Origin of the sequence: Anaerocolumna xylanovorans DSM 12503, from assembly GCF_900143645.1 — a bacterium.
In the GTDB taxonomy this organism is placed as follows: Bacteria; Bacillota; Clostridia; order Lachnospirales; family Lachnospiraceae; genus Anaerocolumna; species Anaerocolumna xylanovorans.
Window position 1 is genome coordinate 167217 of the sequence record NZ_FRFD01000008.1, and the last position, 19947, is coordinate 187163.

A 19947-nucleotide genomic window follows, 5' to 3' on the forward strand; every position below is an offset into this window, starting at 1 on the left:
CTAAATGTTTTATCTGCGAAAATATCACTGCGTCAGCATAAACGTATTCCTTAAACACAAAGCTCCGTAGCCGAAAGTCGGATTGGGATATACCGGCTCAAAGCCTAATTCTCTGGCACCTGCTATTAAGTAAGCCCGCATTTTCTCTCCATACATATAAATATCGTGGCCTTCTACGATACCCCATTGCATCATAAGGGCACAGCTTCCGGTCACAAAGGGAGTTGCCATGCTGGTGCCGGAGCGTACCGTGTAGCCGCCTCCGGGTGAGCAGGAATTGATATTGACTCCGGGGGCCACAAGGTCCGGTTTAATTGGGAAGCCGTTTCTTGGGAAACCCCGCCCGGAAAAAAAGGCAAGACTGTCATTGGAGCCATCATAGGCTCCCACGGATATCACTCTTTCTGCAGTGGAAGGAATAGTAAGGGTCGTAACCTCGGTGGGGCGCAGGAAGGCAGTCTGAGGGTTTAGTACACCGCCGGATGGCAGCCACATGTCATAATTTCCAACAACAATACTTCTTGGGACTAATTCAATTGACCAAATGCCGGTCTCTACATAATCATTTACCGGTATGAATTCCAGATAGATTTCCTGTTGGGGGTTATAGGGAAGGGGCTTTCCGTAGTATAGATATATTTCAGTAGGGCCGATCCGAAACTGCTGAGTGCCAAGGCGTTCCGGGATAGGACCTACTCTGGTACCTCCGGGAGAAGTAATGGTGATATCAAACTGGTCATAGAAATTCTTCCAGATTTGCAGGTTAAAGGTAAATTCATATTCTCCCACGGCAAGCTCTACGATTTCACGGGATGCACCGGGAGTCATGGTCAGAACTCCGCTGGTATGCTTACCAGCGGTGCCTTCATTGCCTGTACCGACGCAGATATTAATTCTTCCTCTATTGGCAATTTCACTCATGTAGGTTTCAAGAAGAGAACCTCCGGTGTGAGAGCCGTAGTTGGTACCAAAACTGATATTAATGGCCATGGGCTGGTTTAACTCCAAGGAACGTTTTACACAGTAATCAATGCCCTGCATTAATTGTGTGGTACGGGGAAAGGAGTTACCGATGGAAGAGCCAAGCTTTACAACCAACAAATCGCTTTGGGATGCAACGCCACGGTACAGACCGTTGCTTGCTCTGCCATTTCCAGCGGCTATTCCGGTTACATGGGTTCCGTGACCGGATAAATCAGTGCTTGGGACAATAGCCAGGCGCTCTGCCTGACTGGGAGCTTGTAAGGCCTCATTTATCTGTTCTCTGGTATAGAGCGTACCAATGGCATAGCCGGACGGAGGAGTTCCGTCAATCGTCTGATCCCAGAGCTCGATAATTCTTGTGGTTCCGTCCGGATTGCGAAAATCAGGATGGGCATAATCAATTCCGGAGTCAATGACCGCAACAATGACCCCATTGCCAAAAAGGTTATATTGTGAAGTCTGCAAGGGATTAATACAGGAAACGCTTCTGCCCTGATTTACGGAATAAAAGATGCGCTTGGGCTTTTCAATGAATTCAATCTCCTGATAATCGGTAAGTTTTGGTATGAGATCCTCACGGATGGTGATAATCCCATATTCATTCTGGAGTGGAACTACGATAGCGCCTAACTCGTTTGCAATCCGGGAAATATCACCGCTGAACTTTACAATCAGCTCCCATATCCTGACCTCTGGTATAAAGCCCACATTTAAGTCAAGAGTTTTGGCACGTACCTCTTCCGGAACATCCAGAGCCAGATTCAATTGATTGTCTGCTTTTCCGCTTGTCATAGCATGAACCTGCCTATACTTGTTATTTCAATATATGCAAAAGACGTTGGATGAAACACAAATCTGCACGGGAACTGGCGGATAAGTTTAACCGGGAGGATAAGCTTATAATCTTCTTTTGCTTTTTAGAAGCAATCATTATAGACGGACAGAAGCGTTTGTTGTATAATAATGGTTAGATATAACTAACTATAAAGGGATGATAAAGAGGGTATATGTATGAAAATAGAATTAAGGGGTGTGCAGGAAACCCTGTTGATTCCGCTAATTGCACGTGCGACAGAGACAAAATGTACAAATCCGAGAATCAAAGATGACAAGGCAGTGGAAATAGTATCAAAGATAGAATATGATTTTGGAAAGTTCGATAAGAAGATGAGCCAGGAGGGGGTTATTGCCCGTACAATGATACTGGACCGTGAAACACAGGATTTTGTCAATCAGCATCAGGACGCGGTATGTATTTCTCTGGGGTGCGGACTGGATACGAGGTATCATCGAATCAGGCATAATCAGGTACAATGGTATAACCTTGATTTTCCGGAAGTGATATCACTTAGAAAGAAACTCCTGTGTGAAAACACAAATGTTCACTTTATCGGCAAATCTGCTCTTGATATGAGATGGGCAGATATGGTTGCCGCAGAAGGCAGAGAAGTATTGATTATTATGGAAGGACTGCTGATGTATTTTACAGAAGCGGAAGCTATTCAGCTGTTTGATATGATAAGAAATCATTTTCCTAAGTGTACGATGCTGGTTGAAATCATGAATCCTTTTATAGCACGTCATTCAAAGCAGCACGATACTGTAAAGAAAACAGATGCTGTATTCAGGTGGGGGATTCGCTCGGGAAAAGCAATGGAAAATCTTTGTGAAGGGCCGCATTTTGTTAGGGAATGGAATCTTTTTGATGAGCTTAGAGATAGAGGACCAGGTTTTTGGTTAGCAGGAAAGCTCCCTTTTATCCGTAATATAAATAATAAAATAGTAAAGCTGGTAGCACAATGAAAGAATATGAGAATAGAGTATTAATATATGGAGCCGGAGTCATCGGAAGTCTTTATGCAGTAAAACTTTCAGCATGCGGATGCAATGTTGCCGTTTTGGCAAGAGGCAGCCGTTTGAAAGAGTTGCAGGAAAAAGGATTGTTGTATTATGAAAATGGTATAAAAGAAGCCAGGGTAAGGGTGATATCAGAAATAACAGATCAAGATAAGTTTGACTATATTTTTCTTACCGTTAGAGCAGAACAGGTTATTACAGCATTAGAAGCTCTAAGGAGAAATAAAAGCAGCACTATCATTACTATGGTAAATACATTGGAGAAGTATCAGAACTGGGAAAACACAGCGGGAAAAGGGCGGATACTGCCTGCATTTCCCGGTGCCGGAGGCAGTATTGAAAATGGCATTTTGAATGCAAAGCTAACTCCGGCTATTATACAGCCGACTACTTTTGGTGAAATTAATGGGAAGAAAACGGACCGGGTAAAGCAATTGAAGAAATTATTTGCAGCTGCCAAAGTTCCGGTGCAAATTGTACCGGATATGCATGTATGGCAGGTTTGCCATCTGGCAATGGTGGTACCGTTGGCGGATGCTTACTATCAAGCAGGAAAAGCGCCGGAAAGAGTAGCGTGGGATAAAAATAGTATGAAGATAACAGCAAAACGGTTAAAGAGGAATTTTAACCTGTTAGGGCAAAAAGGCATCTGCTTATCCCCGGGGAAGATGAAGCTCATCTGCTTCTTACCAGTCCCTTTGCTGGCATGTTTATTAAAGTATGTATATAAGAGTGATTTTGGAAACATGTTTATGTATCAGCATGCAATGAAAGCAAAGGAAGAAATGAAACTTTTGCATAGGGATTTTTATAAGTATTTGAAAGTACATTAAGGAAAAACAGTTTTTATTTCAATTAATATGTTTAGTTAGGAGATCAATTATGGACAATCAGCTTATTCTGAAATATAAAAAATATGCATTATCAGGAATACTGGGAACAATCCTTTTTATGATAGGAGATTGGCTTTTAGATGTAAAACCGGTAGATAATATTACAAATGGGTTTGTTGAAAGCGGCTGGATACAAATGAGTATGTGGCGTTTTGAAGCATCTATTCTATTGGGGGCAATTGCAGTACCACTTTGGTTCTTTGGATTAATCAGTGTAGGAAAAGCAATAAAAGAAAAGAGTAAAAGAGCAGGTAATTTCTATTTGTTTGGAGCAGTCGTTGGAAGTCTTGGCGGATTACTGATACATACCGTCTGCAATTTTTTACCCGTAATTTTTAAAATCATCTATAAAAACAATGGAGACAGTGTATTGGCAACGAGTATGGTAAATGATATGGCAAACTATATTATCGTGCCATTTGCCGTTTATTTTGCAATTCTGGAGCTTTTTACGGCCATTCCCTTTATGTATGCAATTCTAAGCGGAAAACTAAAAACTTCAAAATGGAAGGCCTTTTGCAATCCGGTTGTGACGATCCTTCTTGCAGGAGTAATGAACAAGATACCCTTCTATCCGGTGAATGCAGTGACCGGTGCCATGGAAAGCCTTGGGCATTTATTAATGTGTGCAGTGATTTTCCAATATTATAACAACTATTTTTCTGATAAGAATTCGGATGTTAGAAAGGTTTGAATAATGAAATTAAGCAGAGCTAATTATGCTCTGCTTAATTGTTAAATATTTATTTCAATTTCGGAAAAATGTGAATCAATTCATTGCTGCATATTTGGATTTGTCTATATCATAATATCTAAAATCTGTAATGAACATTCTTTTGCTGATGATGCAAAAGTATCGACTGTTAAATCATAACCTTCTTTTGGAAACAAATATTCATAAGATGCTTCGGCAGAACCTAAGCATCTATTTTTTCGTTCTTCTTCCCTTCTCTTTAATTCGCGCAATGGACATGTTACGTGCACCAAATAAATATCATATAGTTTTAGACTCTCTATTAATTGTTTAAATATACGTTCACTTGTAATTACATGGTCAATAATAATACCTTGCTTTAAACGTAGAACTTCTATTGACTTATCGCAGAGCTTTGAAGATATTTCAAATACATCTTCCTCATATATTACCTCTTTTGTCGTCATTTTAAGAAAATCGTCAATAGAAATTATGGCATATTCTTCGTTATTTTTATCTTTAATAAGTGTTTGCAAGGTACTTGTCAAAGTTGATTTTCCACTACTTGAGGGACCATTAAGCAATATAATTTTCTTATTCATATCCTTATTCTCCATATTAATTTCAAATTACTTAATCTAAACATTTATAGGCATTCATTTCATTGTGTAGAGTTTTTCTGTTCCTGTGGTGAAACTGAGTATACAATGTAAAAACATCACTTATAGTTGGCATTTAATGTTCGTCTTTTCGTAGTTCATGGACACATTATAGCACATTCTACGAGAAACGGCAAACGAACGTTCTTAATATCAATAATATGATGTGACAGAGCGTAATTATTAAATTACATTTGCGAGGGCTTGTAATAGTGGCAGGTTCACCTGGCAAGGCTTTTTATTATTTTACCGGTTGACTTTTAAATAGAATATTAGTATACTGGAATCACTTATTAAAGAACTTTTAAAAAGATGTTTTATATTGGGCTTATCAAATTCATTTTATACATTCAGCATTAATCAGTATAACGCATGGGCAGCTTACAGGAGGTGAGATAATGCTAAGTGGTAATACCCTTCTTATGAAGGAGGTCAATAAGAATCTGGTACGGGAGAGCCTAAAGCTATTGCGCCAGGCTACAAAACAGGAACTGTCCTATAAGACCGGACTTAGTGTGGTAACGGTCAATTCCCTTTTAGCAGACATGATAAAGGAGGGAGAAGTTTTTGAAGGCGGAATGATTCCCTCCAACGGAGGACGCCCCTCCTTGCAATATTGCTATAATGTAAATTACAGTCATGGGATTGTAATATTCGGACATCAAAAGGAGAATAAGAACTGCATCCATCTGGCAGTTGTGAATCTGGCAGGGGAGATTGTCTATAGAGAAGAAACTTTTATGGATAAAATCATGGTAGAAAGTTTTGAAGAAATGATAGACAGGGGACTAAAAAAGGTGTCCACGGTATCCATTCTTGGTTTTGGCCTTCCGGGAGAAGAGGAAGACGGAGTTGTGACGATCAATGACTACAGCGGCCTGATTGGTAAAGACTTTATGGCATATTACAAAGAGAAATATAAGATTCCGGTTATCTTTGTAAACGATGTCAACGGAGCGGTAAATGGCTATTATCATTATAAGGCAACAGGAGGCATGAAAAATATTGCAGGCATTTATTTTCCAAGGCTTTTTGAACCGGGTGCCGGGCTGGTGCTTGGCGGTGAAGTCTATACCGGATATAAGAGCTTTGCAGGAGAGATTGGAAAGCTGCCGATTGGAGTAGACTGGCTTAAGCTTAATTACAGCGCCAGAGAAGAAGTTGCAGAGAGTATTGGAAGGCTGGTAGCGGCATTTTCCTGTATTATTGCACCGGAACAGTTTGTGTTGTATGGGGATTTTTTTAGGGAAGGGGATTCCTATAGAATCAATGAATATGTAAGAAATCTTCTGGGGGGTAAGTTTGATGCCTATATTGTGGTATCGGAACAGTTCGAGGAGGATTTTGAACAGGGAATGATACGTTTTTTGCTGGAACAAACGGATGCCAAATATATTTTATCAAGAAAAGGTCTATAGTTTGAAAAATGCGGTGTATTTTTCAATTTCTATTTAGGCAGTATCGTGTAGATTGCAAGCAATCTACCGGCAGACTTGCAAATCACAGATTGGACATTCAGAAAAGAGGTTAAAATGACATTACTATTACTAATCATTATTTATCTTGCATTTATCAGTCTGGGACTTCCGGATTCCCTGTTAGGTTCTTCCTGGCCGGCTATTCAGCCAATGCTTCATGTACCGGTGTCCTATGCCGGAATTGTTACGATGATAGTCTCCGGAGGAACCATTGTTTCCAGCTACTTTAGCTCTGCCATAATAAAGAAGCTGGGAACAGGACTTGTGACAGCCATCAGTGTTATAATGACGGCGCTGGCTCTCTTAGGTTTTGCTTATTCCGGTAATTTTCTATGGTTTTGTATTCTTGCAGTGCCCTTAGGGCTTGGAGCAGGCTCCGTGGATGCTGCCCTTAATAACTTTGTGGCTCTTCATTATGAGGCAAGGCATATGAGCTGGCTGCACTGTTTCTGGGGAGTAGGGGCTACCTTAGGGCCTGTGATTATGGCTTATTTCCTGAAACAGGAAGGCAGATGGGATATGGGCTACCGTACCATAGGATTCATTCAGCTTGGGCTGTCAATTATTCTTTTCCTGTCCCTGCCCCTTTGGACAAAGGTCAGGAAGGAGGCAGAAACAGAAAAAGAGGAAAATAATACAGAATTGAGCCGCAGTGAGATATTAAAGAAAAAGGGAGTATTATCGGCCCTGTTTGCTTTCTTTTGTTACTGCGCCATTGAATCCACGGCGGGGCTTTGGGGAAGCAGTTTTCTCGTATTCTCCAAAGGGATAACAGCAGAAACAGCTGCAAAGTGGGTTTCGCTCTTTTACCTTGGTATTACAGCCGGAAGGTTCCTGGCAGGTTTTCTTACCATGAAGTTTGACAACCGCACTATGATACGGACAGGAGAAGGCATTATTCTTTTTGGTATTCTGTTATTATTCCTGCCTGGCGGCAGACTTACTTTAATGGCAGGGCTTCTTTTTATGGGCTTTGGCTGTGCACCCATTTATCCCAGTATGATACACGAAACACCAAGACGATTTGGTAAGGTGATTTCTCAATCCTTAATGGGAATGCAGATGGCCTGTGCCTATATTGGTGCAACCTTTATGCCGCCTCTTTTCGGAGCCATTGCCAATGCAACCACCTTTTTACTCTACCCGGCAGTTCTGCTTTTATTTCTTTGCATGATGGTCATTCTGTCTGAAAGAAGCACACATGCCGTTACAGAGGGTTGATTATGTTGTAGGCAGAAGATTTATTTGAAATATGGAGTGATTATGAGGTTATCAAATATACTTATTTGACTCAAATTCAGAATCTTGATGAATGCAACAAAAGAATAGAAATGCTGTTAAGCCATACGGATACTAATTTTATCAATAACTTTATCGTCCCTCTCTTTTTTAATTGTAAGATCAGCAGGAATTGCCTATTTAGGATAGGGTCTTTTCCTTCTCTTTTAATTCTTTTAATACAACGCTTAACATGGTAAGAAAGCAGGCACTTCCTCCGATAAAATTGGAAACAGGCTCTGCCCAAAATACGCCGCTGGTGCCGGAATGAAAAAGGTACGGCAGTAAAAGGGTAAGCGGAACAACAATTACAATCTTTCTTAAGATGGAGAAAAATACCGCATATTTGGCTTTCCCCAAAGCTACAAAAACAGACTGCCCGGCAAATTGCAGGGACATCATAAAGAAGCCGAAGAAGTAAATTCTTACGGCAGGCATGGCAGCCTGAACCAAAGCAGCATTGTGGTTGAATATACGGATAAAGAAGTGCGGAAACAGATGCAGTATCCCCCAGGCAGCAAGAGTATAGGAAATACAGGTAATGGATATGAATTTAATTGCTTTTCGGACTCTGTTATAGGAACCGGCACCGTAATTATATCCTATAACAGGCTGTGAGCCGTTGGTTAAGCCGGATACTGGCATAGATATAATCTCCCGGATAGAATTCAATACGGTCATAACACCTACATATAAGTCTCCGCCATAGAACTGAAGGCTTTTATTGCACACTATCTGGACGATACTGTTTGTGATTGCCATCATAAAGCCGGAAAGACCCAGGGCGGAAATCTTTTTCACCATCAAAAACTGCAGACGTATATTGCAAGGCCTTAATCGGATTAAGGCTTTTTTGCTGATTAAAAAATAAAATACCCAAAGAGCAGAGAGAAGTTGGGAGATTACGGAGGAAAGTGCCGCACCCCTAACGCCCATATGAAATACAAAAATAAATATAGGGTCAAGTATAATGTTGGTAATGGCACCAAGCAAAACCGTAGCCATACCGATACCGGAAAAACCCTGGGAATTGATAAAGCTGTTCATGCCAAGGCTTACCATAACAAAAAGGTTTCCCAGAAGATAGATGCTGATGAAAGCATTTGCATAGGGAAAGGTTTCATCACTTGCACCAAAGAGGTATAACAGGGGCTTTTTAAATAGGAGCCCCAGGATGGTAAGAATTACGGAAAATAGTAGAAGCAGGGCAAAGGAATTGCCCATTATTTTTTCTGCTTCTTCCTTTTCTCCTCTGCCTCTGGCGATAGAGCAAAGAGGAGCACCTCCCATGCCAAAGAGATTAGCAAAAGCTATTACAATTGTGGTGATGGGAAGAGTAAGACCGATTCCGGTCATGGAGAGAGTAGCATTTCTTGGAATAAGTCCGATATATATCCGGTCTATTACACTATATAAGACATTGATTAACTGTGCGAGGGTCATGGGAAGTGCAAGTCTTAAGATGGTTTCAATTATGCTTCCCTTTGTAAAATCATTTTGCGGTTGTTCTTTTTTCCTTCTGCCTATAAGATTTTTCAAACTACCCCTCCTGCATATCGCAAGTTTACTTGCGATGCTGCTTAAATAAAAATTTGAAAAATGTCTTCTATTTTTCAAATTTTTATTTCTTTTTTTCACTGACTTTTATAATATTTGTTCATTGTAACATACGGATAAAAAAACTTAAAGTAGAGACACTATATTAAGTGATAAAAAGCATTTCGTACCCTGATTTGAGGCAGTTTAAAATTTATACATGGAGGTTGGTATGGAAGAAAAACATGAAAAAGGATTATCGGCCTGGCAGCTGACAATGATGGCGGTAGGATCAGTAATTGGAGGGTCCTTCTTTTTAGGTTCCGCGGTTGCTATCCATTCAGCCGGGCCGTCCATCATCATTTCTTATATATTAGGAGGAATTTTAGTTTATTTTATTCTATTTGCCCTGTCCGAGATGACAGTCAATAATCCGGGAGTAGGGTCTTTTAGAGGCTTTGCTGCGGAAGCTTACGGTCCGGGTGCAGGGTTTATTACCGGATGGGTTTATTGGACAGGAATGGTACTTGCTATGTCCAGTGAGGCAACGGCAATCTCCATTCTGGTCAAAAGTTGGTTTCCGGGCGTTTCTACAACGATTCTTGGAAGTTCTATTATTGTTGGTGTTACACTTATAAATCTGCTGGGAGCCAGTAAGCTTAGCAAGCTGGAAAGCAGCCTTGCAGCGGTTAAAATGATTACGATAGTTGCCTTCATTGTAGCAGGAGTGCTATTAATACTTGGCGTAATAAGAGGAGTCGGCGGAAATGGAAATATAGTTTATGGAAGACCGGCCTTTTTTACGGAGCCCTTTTTTGCAGAAGGTTTTAGAGGCCTGGCGGGCAGCATGCTGATTATTATGTTTGCCTATGCGGGATTTGAGATTATCGGTCTGGCCGCATCGGAGGCAAGACAGCCAAGAGTAACTGTTCCCAAAGCAATTCATAAAACAGTTGTGTTGCTGCTAAGTCTTTATATCTTATCCGTTGGAGTTCTGCTTTTCCTTATTCCGACAAGTGATATTAGCGGGAATGCAAGCCCTATGGTGACTGCTCTGAACCACTTTGGCTTTGGCTGGGCTGGTACTGTATTAAATATTGTATTAATTACTGCCATACTTTCTACCATGTTAGCCGCTATGTTTGGACTGGGCAGAATGATACGTTCCCTTGCCGATGAAGGACATGCTCCGAGTTTTTTAAAGGAAAAGAGGGAAGTGCCTTATAAAGGCATAGTATTTTCCGGTGCTGCAATGCTGTTAGGGCTTTTTGTCGGTCTGCTTTTCCCGCAGATTTATTTATTCTTAATCAGTGCAGGCGGCTTTTCTTCCCTTTTCACTTATGCCATGATAATGGCATCCCACATACGGTTTCGAAACACACATGGCAAGCCGGGGGATAGATTGAGACTTAGGGGCTTTCCTTATTCGTCTCTGTTTGTACTCGTTTGTCTGATTGCAGCAATTGCTTTTATGCCCTTTATCAAGGGACAGGGAACAGGATTGATAGCAGGAATTGCCATTGTGGCCTTTTATGGTATTTCCTATTTTCTTATGACGCTTTATCAGAAAAATCGAGGAAATAAAAAAGATGCTTATAAAACTAACAAAGAGTTAGGGTTTGAGATATCCAAGGAATTGACAGCAGAAGAGCCCGACCGGGAAAAAAAGTAATTTTCCCGTATAATATGTTGCATTAAGAAGATTGAAAGAATATAATTAACCCAAACCGAAGCGTTAAAGGCTGTAAAATTTTTATATTTCAGCCTTTCATGCAGGCTTTTGTGTAAGGATTGGCACGAACCTGCTAAAGAGGAATTGGCGCAGGAATGGAGTAAAGTATATGAAATGGTTACAGCATTTAAGGACGATTAATCATCATAAGCGTCTGGTTATGAAATATTGTTTTAAAGCAGGTCTTTATAAGCAGGGGTTATTGCATGATATGTCCAAATACAGTCCTGTGGAATTTTTTGTAGGAGCAAAATATTTTCAGGGAAACAGAAGTCCGAATAATGCAGAAAGGGAGGATAAGGGTTACAGTCAGGCATGGCTTCATCATAAGGGGCGGAACAAGCATCATCTGGAATATTGGATTGATTATAGTTTAAACGAAGGTGCACCGATGGCCGGCATGAGGATGCCTGTTAAGTATGTTGTGGAAATGTTTTGTGACAGAGTAGCTGCCTGCAGAATATATAATAAAGAAGCGTATACGGATGGAGATGCCCTTGCCTATTTTAATATTTCCAGAAAGCATTACCTGATCCATCCTGATACGGAAAAACTCTTGGAAAGGCTCCTTACAATGTTAAAGGAAAAGGGCGAAGAAGCAACCTTTCAATATATCAGGGAAGAAGTTCTACAGGAAGGATATAATACCCTGATTTGAGGCGGTAAACCATCTGTAAGGAGATGATTTATGCACGGGAGCCAGCACTTTATAAACGATTTTACATTACCTTAATAATTACTTTACATAATCAAAACAATGCCGGGCTACAATAGTTCTTAGATTGTGGACCGGCAGACAGAAGGTATAAGTTGAAAAACAAATTTTTCAACTACGTATTCAGGGATATCAAAGCAAAGATATGATATCCACGAAAGGAGTTAGTATGCTGCATGCGATTGTCGATTTAGGTTCCAATACCATGAGGTTATGTATCTATGAAAAGAATGACAATGGTCTAAAGTCAATCTATGAAAAGAAAACCATGGCAGGTCTTGTAAATTACATCAAAAATGAAAGACTTAGTACCGCAGGTATCAATAGAACCTGTGCGATTTTGGAGGAATATAAGCTTTATACCGCAAACTTTGGAATTAGTGAGAAGGAACTGAATGTTTTTGCTACGGCTTCCCTAAGAAATATTGTAAACACCAAGGAAGTTATTGATAAAATCAAGGAAGCGACCGGACTTACGGTTGAGCTTTTATCCGGTGAGGAAGAGGCTACTCTTGATTTTATGGGAGCTATTAAAGTGTTTCAGGGGGATTCCGGAATATTGGTGGATATCGGCGGCGGCAGTACGGAGCTTGTCTCCTTTAAAGACAGGCAAATCCAGTATGCAACAAGTATGCCCGTGGGGTCTCTTAATCTGTATGTGAATTATGTAAAAAAAATCATACCCAAGGAAGACGAAAGAGAACTTATAAAAGAACATGTAACAGAGGCACTTAAATCCTTAGAGCTTAAAAAAGAAACCTTGCTTTGTATCTGCGGCGTAGGAGGAACCATGCGTGCAGCTGCTAAATTAAGCAATCAGATATTTGGCTATTCCAAAGAGAATATTACGGTAAAAACCTCCGATATCAAGGAAATTCTTCATATGATACACAACAGTAAAAAGCAGACCATTGCACCGGTACTGCAAGTGATACCTGATAGAATCCATACAATAATTCCTGGTCTGATAGCAGTAGATACTATTGCGGATTTTTACGAGGCAGAACAGATTGTTGTCAGCAAATATGGTGTGAGGGAAGGGTATCTGTACGAAAGAATCACAAAGGAGAATGTCTATGCCCCATCTGGAAAATGATTTCCATAATTCCTTTATGCAAAACAGGGAACTGTCATGGCTTTGTTTTAACCGCAGAGTTTTAGAGGAAGCAGAGGAGGAGTCTGTGCCTCTTTATGAACGCCTGAAATTCATATCCATATTTACAAGTAATATGGATGAATTCTTTATGATAAGAGTAGGAAGCCTTACCGACCTTATGTATATGGAGAATAATGTGGATGATAAGACCGGACTGACTGCCAAAGAACAGCTGGAGCTTATCTTTCAGGCAGCAGGGCCTTTGTATAGGGAAAGAGACCGGATTTTCCACATGGTGGAAGAAAAACTCCGGGAATTTGGAATACGTAATCTGGATAGTAAAGAATTAAAAAAGAATGAAAAAAAGCAATTGGATAAAATCTTTGAGGAAGAGATAATGCCCATTTTGTCTGCGCAGGTAATTGACTCCAGGCATCCTTTTCCTCATCTGGCAAATAAGAATATCTATATTATCTGTGAATTTGCAGGAGAGACAACAAAATTTGGCTTAGTGCACATTTCACAGTCCCTTCCTGACTTTTTTATGTTATCCGGTATGGAAAATGGTTATATTTTAACGGAAAAGATTGTGCTGGAGCATATCAGTGATGTTTTTGGTATGTATAAAATAGAGTGTGCGGCAATTATATCCGTAACCAGAAATGCGGATATCAGTCCGGAGGATGAAATCTTTGAGGTGGATGATGACTTCAGAGAACAAATGAAGAAGGTCATTAAGAAACGGTCCAGATTATCACCTGTCAGGCTGGAGGTCCAGGGGCATTTAAGCAAGAATTTGAGCAATTTTCTTCTTTCTAAGCTTCATCTGACGAAGGAACAGGTGTTTACAAGTGAAGCTCCCCTGGTAATGGGTTATGTTTTTGAATTACATGGGCGCATAGCAGCACCGTTAATCAAGCAGTTAAGCTATCAGGAATTCAAATCCCGGTATCCTTCCAATTTAAACAGCCACGAGAGCATTACGGCACAATGTAAGAAAAAAGATATCCTGCTTTTCTTTCCCTATGACCAGATGGAACCCTTTCTTCAGCTGTTAAGGGAAAGTGCAGAGGATCCGGCTGTTATTTCCATTAAGATTACGATTTACCGTTTGTCCAGAAACTCGAGAATTATAGATTATCTCTGCGATGCAGCGGAAAATAATAAAGAAGTAACGGTTCTTATGGAACTTAAGGCAAGATTTGATGAGAAGAATAATATCGAATGGGCAGAGAGGTTAGAGGAGGCCGGCTGTACGGTAATCTATGGGTTTGAAGGTTTTAAGGTACACAGTAAAATCTGTCTGATAACAAGAAGAGACAGAAATAAGGTATTCTATATAACACAGGTTGGGACAGGCAATTACAATGAAAGGACTGCCAAACTGTATTCAGACCTTTCGCTTATAACGGCCAACCAGGAGCTCGGACAGGAAGCCAGCGAATTCTTTAAGAATATGTCCATAGCAAATTTGCAGGGGAATTATAACAACCTTTTTGTGGCACCTTATTTTTTTAAAGACAATATCATAGCCCTCATTGACTATGAAATAGACAAGGCAAGAAGAGGCGAAGAGACTTGTATCATTATGAAGTCCAATTCCCTAACGGATAGGGATATTATGAACAAGCTCTCACAAGCCTCCCAGGCAGGAGTTGAAGTTAAGCTTATAATCAGAGGCATCTGCTGCCTGCTTCCGGGGATTAAGGGAAAGACAGAAAATATAACAGTATACAGTATAGTAGGACGCTTTCTTGAACATTCCAGAATATACAGTTTTGGCCGGGGAAAGGATGCCAGGCTTTATATATCTTCTGCCGATATGATGACGAGAAATACCAGAAGAAGAGTAGAAATTGCCTGCCCTATTGTGGATGAGGATATCAGGGAAAGACTTTATCATATACTTGATGTAATGCTTTCCGATACGGTAAAGGCAAGAAAGCTGGATGAATCAGGAAATTACTTCAAATTGGATGGAGACAGCACTCCTCTGGATGCCCAGCAGAGTTTCATTGGAGAGGCTATGAGGGAGGAAGGCAGGAAAACCGCCTCAAGGGAATACATCGTTAATTTTCTGAAAAGAATTATAAAGACAACTAAATAGAGCGGTCAGCTAAACAAATATATACTCCTTTCGGAGGGAACATTTTAGATATAAAATGCCCCTTTGCAGAGGAGTTTTTTTGCGTCTAAAAAAATGACACCTTTTTAAAAATCACGTATCTTTTTCATTTGTGTATCTTTGCTATACTGAAAGAGATGAAACAAATGAAAAGGAGAACATATGCCAGTACGCAGAGCAATCTATACAGCGGTGATTATAATGACCCTTGTTATTATGACTGGCTGTGAGAAAAATATTTCTTACAGGAATACGGTTGCATTTACCATGGATGACTCCAAGGTATACATAAATGAGATGATGTACCATGTCCTGCTGGCCAGAATGCAGGATGAGATGTATGTCTCCTATATGGGAAATAAGAGCGGCACTGACGAAGAGAGTGCGGCCGTAACGGAAAGCGGAACGGATAATAAGGAATTAAAGAAAGCCCTGAAAGAAGCAGCCATTGAAAATGCGGTCAGGTACCAGCTCTTTTACGAGCTTTCAAAGCAGAAAGGTTATCTTCTGACGGAGGAAGAAAAGGAACAGTGCCAGGAAAGAGTGAAAAGCATTTTACTTAACTTCGGTGAAGAAAAATTGGACAGCTACGGTCTTGATAAAGAAAGTCTGACAGCTATCCAGGAGAAAATCACCCTGGCCTCCAGATATTATGCGGATTATCTGGACGGACTTGATATCAGCAAAGAGAAAATCAGTAAAGGAATGGACAAAGACAGCTTCAGACAGTATGAAATCTCTTATCTTTACGGAGGGAAGGCAGAAAAGGAGAAAATCTCTGCCCTCTTAACAAGAGCGCAAACAGAGGATTTTGAGGATATTTCAAAGGATACCGGCATCAAAGCCGGAAAGCTTACTTTTCTTGCGGGAAAAGGGACCTTCGGCGAAGAGGAGATATTGGAAGAAAAAATAACTGCTATGAAAGAAGGAGAAGTACAGGGAGTAATAGAGACAGTAAACGGCTATTACATCATAAAGCTTCAGAAGGATTCTTCCGAGGAGGCTTTTGAAAATGCAGTGGACGAGGAATTTAAGAAACAGAGGGATGCTGAGGCACAGAAAGGATATGAAACCCTGAAAGCTGAACATAGTATTGAATTCAATAAAAATTTGAAAAAATTTATCACTATAGAGAAGTAATGACAGAATGGAGGAAATTATGAGTAAAACAGTAACAGGGGTCAGGAAAAACAGGAAGACCAGTTTTTCCGATACCTTGAAGAAATGGTGGGGGCAGCGATATCTGCAGCTTATGGTTCTGCCGGGTATCTTGTGGATGCTGGTATTTAACTATCTTCCCATGGGCGGCATTATCATAGCCTTTAAGAAATTCAAGATTACCAAGAGCATCTCGGAAGCTCCCTGGGTGGGCTTTAGATATTTCAAGGAATTCTTTCAGGATTCCAACTTTAAGGATGTTATGGTAAATACACTGGGAATCAGCTTATTGAAGCTCTGCATCGGTTTTGCTCTTCCGATTATATTCGCCCTGTTACTCAATGAGCTCCGGGGAATGAGATTTAAGAAGGTTACACAGACCATATCTTATCTGCCCCACTTTCTTTCCTGGGTTGTGCTTGGCGGGATAATGACCACCTGGTTATCCAAGGAAGGAGTTATCAATGATTTCCTGATGATGGTACATATTTTGAAAGAGCCGGTTTCCTTTTTAGGAGAGCCGAAATATTTCTGGGGCGTTGCGTTGATTTCGGATATTTGGAAGGAACTTGGATGGTCAGCTATTATCTATCTGGCAGCCATAACCGGTGTGGACCAGCAGATTTATGAAGCGGCAACAGTGGATGGTGCCGGCAAGCTGCAGAAGATTTTTTATGTCACTTTGCCCTCTATTACGGGAACCATAGCCATTATGCTCATTCTTCAGGTATCAGGCTTATTAAATTCTAATTTTGACCAGATATTGATATTAAAGAACCAGGTAAATGTGGCAAGAAGTCAGGTAATAGATACTTATGTTTATCAGGTTGGTATGACTCTTGGAAAGTATTCTTACGCAACGGCCGTAGGGTTGTTCAAATCAGTAATTGCTTTAATGTTACTGCTCATTGCTAATAAGACCTGTAAGAAACTTCTCGGAAGGTCCTTGTATTAACAAGGGCTGCGAAGAAACAGGATTATTGATTGATAGTAAAAGAAAGGATGCAAGATACTGATATGAAAATAAATAAACATAAACATATAAAACGTTCCAGAGGGGCTGTTATTTTTGACACGTTAAACGCCATATTCATGGTTCTGTTATGCTTCCTCTGCGTTTATCCCATTTGGTATGTTATTGTAAACTCTTTTAATGATGCCAAGGATGCCATGATGGGAGGGATATACTGGTGGCCCAGAAAATTATCCCTGGAGAATTACAGGACCGTGTTTGCAGACAGCAGTGTTGCACAGGCTTTTAAGGTAACAATCGGAAAGACCCTCCTTGGTACCGCCCTCAATGTATTTTTTACTGCTATGGTAGCATATCCGCTGTCCAAGGAGAAGCTGGTGGGAAGAAAGTTTTACATGGCCATGGGAACGATTACAATGTTCTTTGCAGGCGGTATGATACCCACCTTTATCCTGTTTAAACAGCTGCATTTACTTAATAATTTCTTGGTATATATCATACCGGCAGCTTTTAATTTCTTCAACCTGCTGATTTTTATCAATTTCTTCCGCGAAATACCCGCCTCTCTGGAGGAATCCGCCGAAATAGACGGCGCAAGCGTATGGAAGATCTTTATGAGAATCATACTCCCTCTTTCCAAACCGGTTCTTGCAACCATTGCTTTATTTGCCGGCGTCGGTCAATGGAATGATTATTGGGGAGGACTTATGTATATGACAAACCGGGTGGACTTAGAACCCATCCAGACCTTTCTTTACCGAATGGTGGCACAGGTACAGTCAAGCCAGATGGCGAACTCAGCTACTAATATTATAGCTGCGGATACCACTTCCACATCAATTAAACTGGCTGCCATGGTAATCACAACGTTGCCTATATGCTGCGTATACCCCTTCCTTCAGAAGTATTTCGTGAAGGGAATGATGGTAGGCGCAGTGAAGGAATAAATTATTTATGGAGGATGTAAAATGAGAAAGAGTTACAAGAAACTGCTATCCCTTGTACTGGCTTTTGTACTGGTGTTTGGAATAACAGGATGCGGTAAAAAAGATTCAAAAGAGACCGCAGGAAATAATGATACTCCTGCTACAACAAAAGCGGCAGAGACCCCTGCTGCCGATGCAGAGTCAAATGACGGGGAAACGAAAGAGACAGTACCCGGCTGGCAGCAGCATGCAGATGAAAAGGTTGATTTAACCTGGTATATCAATTTCGCTTGGTTTACAACACCCTGGGGAGAGAATCTGATATCCAAGACAATTACGGAAGAAACCGGTGTAAATATTAAATTCGTAGTACCTGCCGGCAATGAAGCGGAAAAATTAAACTCCCTTATTGCTTCCGATTCACTTCCTGACCTGGTAACATTGGGCTGGTGGGAACCCCAGGTTGGTGATATGATTGAAGACGGCATGGTTTATGCTTTGGATGAGCTGGCGAAAGAATATGACCCTTATTGGTTTGACGTGGCAGATTCCGGACGTGTTGGCTGGTTTACCCAGGAAGACGGACATATCTATGGATATCCTAACTCCTCTTTCTCTCCTGCTGACTATGAGAAATATGACAATATTCCCTCCAACCAGACTTTCCTTGTAAGAAAGGATATGTATGAAGCAATCGGAAGTCCTGATATGACAACACCGGAAGGCTTTAAAGATGCTGTAAAAGCTGCTAAGGAAAAATATCCGGAAGTAAACGGGCAGCCTTTGATTCCTATCGGAGCACATGAGTTCGCTTCCAACGGAAATAATTCTTTTGACCTGTTTTTAAGCAACTTCCTTGCTATTCCTTATGAAAAAGATGGTAAAATCTACGATAGGTACTCAGACCCCGAGCTTACAAGATGGTTAAAAACTTTCAGAGAGTTGGGTTCGGAAGGTTATCTGGCAGATGATATTTTTATCGACAAGAGATCACAAATGGAAGAAAAAATGGCACAGGGACGTTACTTCTGTATGTTATATCAGAGAACAGACCTGGCGAATCAGGAAAAAATACTTTATGAGAATGATCCTAACAGCATCTACATTGCAGTGGACGGACCTAAGAACAGCAAGGGTGATGCTTATACTTTACCCGGTACAGGTATCAATGGCTGGACACTTACTTTAATCTCCAAGAATTGTGAGCATCCTGACCGTGCTATCCAGTTATTCTCCTACCTTATGAGTGAGCATGGACAGTTGATGACCTGGTTAGGTGTAGAGGGTGTAACCTGGGATAATGTTGATGGGAAACCTACTATGAAGCCGGAAATCAGACAGCTGGCGAATACTGACAGAGCTACTTATGATAAGCAGTACGGCTCTGATTCCTGCTTCTGGATGTTCCAGGATAATGCTATGGCATTAAAATGGGCTGAAAAGACTCCCGAGCCCTTAGGACAGATGGAGCGCTGGACATATCCTTATGTTATGACCACTTCCCAGTATGATGTAACCCTTCTTTCTGGCTCCGATGAGGCAGATATCCAGTCCAAGGTAGACAATGAATGGGGTGTCGTTCTTCCTAAGCTGCTTTTGGCTGATTCTGACGAGAAGTTTGATTCCATCATGAATGACTTCAATAAGAAGAAGCAGGAGTGGGGATATGACAAGGTTCTTGCAGCTAAGACCGAGTTAATGAATCAGGCTAAGAAGAAATTAGGTATTCAGTAACATTCTAATATAGTATGACAACGGGAAAACAGCCTGATGTAGAATCAGGTTGTTTTTTCCCGTAATATTATCTATGACAATCTATGGAATAAAAACATTTTATGGTATA

The 19947-nt window shown here is 40.7% G+C and carries 17 protein-coding genes; 14 read left to right on the top strand and 3 right to left on the bottom strand.

What is annotated here, in order from left to right:
- Window positions 1-24: 24 nt before the first annotated feature.
- On the bottom strand, window positions 25-1776 hold the full coding sequence (locus BUF11_RS14385; RefSeq protein ID WP_073589542.1) for a S8 family peptidase: 1752 nt from the start codon (window positions 1774-1776) through the stop codon (window positions 25-27).
- Window positions 1777-1826: 50 nt separating this feature from the next.
- On the opposite strand from BUF11_RS14385, the gene BUF11_RS24945 reads away from it, so the two are divergent.
- The 4 genes from BUF11_RS24945 to BUF11_RS14400 are packed head-to-tail and all read left to right on the top strand — an operon-like array spanning window position 1827 to window position 4428.
- A complete protein-coding gene (locus BUF11_RS24945; protein WP_278277148.1) occupies window positions 1827-1955 on the top strand; it encodes a hypothetical protein in 129 nt (42 codons plus the stop codon).
- Window positions 1956-1995: 40 nt separating this feature from the next.
- Window positions 1996-2787 carry a class I SAM-dependent methyltransferase gene (locus BUF11_RS14390; protein ID WP_073589543.1) on the top strand — a complete coding sequence of 264 codons (792 nt, stop codon included), beginning with the start codon at window positions 1996-1998 and terminating at the stop codon, window positions 2785-2787.
- Complete coding sequence (locus tag BUF11_RS14395; RefSeq protein WP_073589544.1) at window positions 2784-3674, top strand: ketopantoate reductase family protein; 891 nt, start codon at window positions 2784-2786, stop codon at window positions 3672-3674. The genes BUF11_RS14390 and BUF11_RS14395 overlap by 4 nt, the downstream gene beginning before the upstream one ends.
- 49 nt (window positions 3675-3723) lie before the next feature.
- Window positions 3724-4428: a DUF6796 family protein gene (locus tag BUF11_RS14400; protein WP_073589545.1), complete on the top strand. Its 705-nt coding sequence runs from the start codon at window positions 3724-3726 to the stop codon at window positions 4426-4428.
- Between the two features lie 104 nt (window positions 4429-4532).
- Here BUF11_RS14400 and BUF11_RS14405 read toward each other — a convergent pair whose 3' ends face one another.
- Window positions 4533-5030: a phosphotransferase-like protein gene (locus tag BUF11_RS14405; RefSeq protein ID WP_073589546.1), complete on the bottom strand. Its 498-nt coding sequence runs from the start codon at window positions 5028-5030 to the stop codon at window positions 4533-4535.
- 455 nt (window positions 5031-5485) lie between these two features.
- Here BUF11_RS14405 and BUF11_RS14410 point away from each other — a divergent pair, with 455 nt between their 5' ends.
- Together BUF11_RS14410 and BUF11_RS14415 are read left to right on the top strand one after the other, a co-directional pair.
- Complete coding sequence (locus tag BUF11_RS14410; RefSeq protein WP_073589547.1) at window positions 5486-6505, top strand: ROK family protein; 1020 nt, start codon at window positions 5486-5488, stop codon at window positions 6503-6505.
- Window positions 6506-6619: 114 nt separating this feature from the next.
- Window positions 6620-7786, top strand: a complete 1167-nt coding sequence (locus BUF11_RS14415) for an MFS transporter (RefSeq protein ID WP_073589548.1) — start codon at window positions 6620-6622, stop codon at window positions 7784-7786.
- 198 nt (window positions 7787-7984) lie between these two features.
- Here the strand turns inward: BUF11_RS14415 and BUF11_RS14420 are convergent, their stop codons facing one another.
- Complete coding sequence (locus tag BUF11_RS14420; protein WP_073589549.1) at window positions 7985-9382, bottom strand: MATE family efflux transporter; 1398 nt, start codon at window positions 9380-9382, stop codon at window positions 7985-7987.
- A gap of 229 nt (window positions 9383-9611) precedes the next feature.
- Between BUF11_RS14420 and BUF11_RS14425 the strand changes: the two genes are divergently transcribed.
- From BUF11_RS14425 to BUF11_RS14460, 8 genes are all read left to right on the top strand, one after another.
- Entirely contained in the window at window positions 9612-11051 is a 1440-nt protein-coding gene (locus BUF11_RS14425; RefSeq protein WP_073589550.1) for an amino acid permease, read from the top strand.
- A 169-nt stretch (window positions 11052-11220) separates the two neighbouring features.
- The gene (locus BUF11_RS14430) at window positions 11221-11769 is read left to right on the top strand and encodes a DUF5662 family protein (protein ID WP_073589551.1); all 549 of its coding nucleotides are present in this window, start codon (window positions 11221-11223) and stop codon (window positions 11767-11769) included.
- Window positions 11770-11995: 226 nt separating this feature from the next.
- Entirely contained in the window at window positions 11996-12922 is a 927-nt protein-coding gene (locus BUF11_RS14435) for a Ppx/GppA phosphatase family protein (protein WP_084558671.1), read from the top strand.
- Window positions 12903-15029, top strand: a complete 2127-nt coding sequence (gene ppk1, locus BUF11_RS14440) for a polyphosphate kinase 1 (RefSeq protein ID WP_073589552.1) — start codon at window positions 12903-12905, stop codon at window positions 15027-15029. The genes BUF11_RS14435 and ppk1 overlap by 20 nt, the downstream gene beginning before the upstream one ends.
- Window positions 15030-15209: 180 nt before the next feature.
- On the top strand, window positions 15210-16187 hold the full coding sequence (locus tag BUF11_RS14445) for a peptidyl-prolyl cis-trans isomerase (protein ID WP_073589553.1): 978 nt from the start codon (window positions 15210-15212) through the stop codon (window positions 16185-16187).
- A 19-nt stretch (window positions 16188-16206) separates the two neighbouring features.
- On the top strand, window positions 16207-17160 hold the full coding sequence (locus BUF11_RS14450) for an ABC transporter permease (RefSeq protein WP_073589554.1): 954 nt from the start codon (window positions 16207-16209) through the stop codon (window positions 17158-17160).
- 62 nt (window positions 17161-17222) lie between these two features.
- Window positions 17223-18125, top strand: coding sequence for a carbohydrate ABC transporter permease (locus BUF11_RS14455; RefSeq protein ID WP_073589676.1), 903 nt, complete (start codon window positions 17223-17225; stop codon window positions 18123-18125).
- 21 nt (window positions 18126-18146) lie between these two features.
- A complete protein-coding gene (locus BUF11_RS14460; protein WP_073589555.1) occupies window positions 18147-19838 on the top strand; it encodes a type 2 periplasmic-binding domain-containing protein in 1692 nt (563 codons plus the stop codon).
- Window positions 19839-19947: the final 109 nt, after the last annotated feature.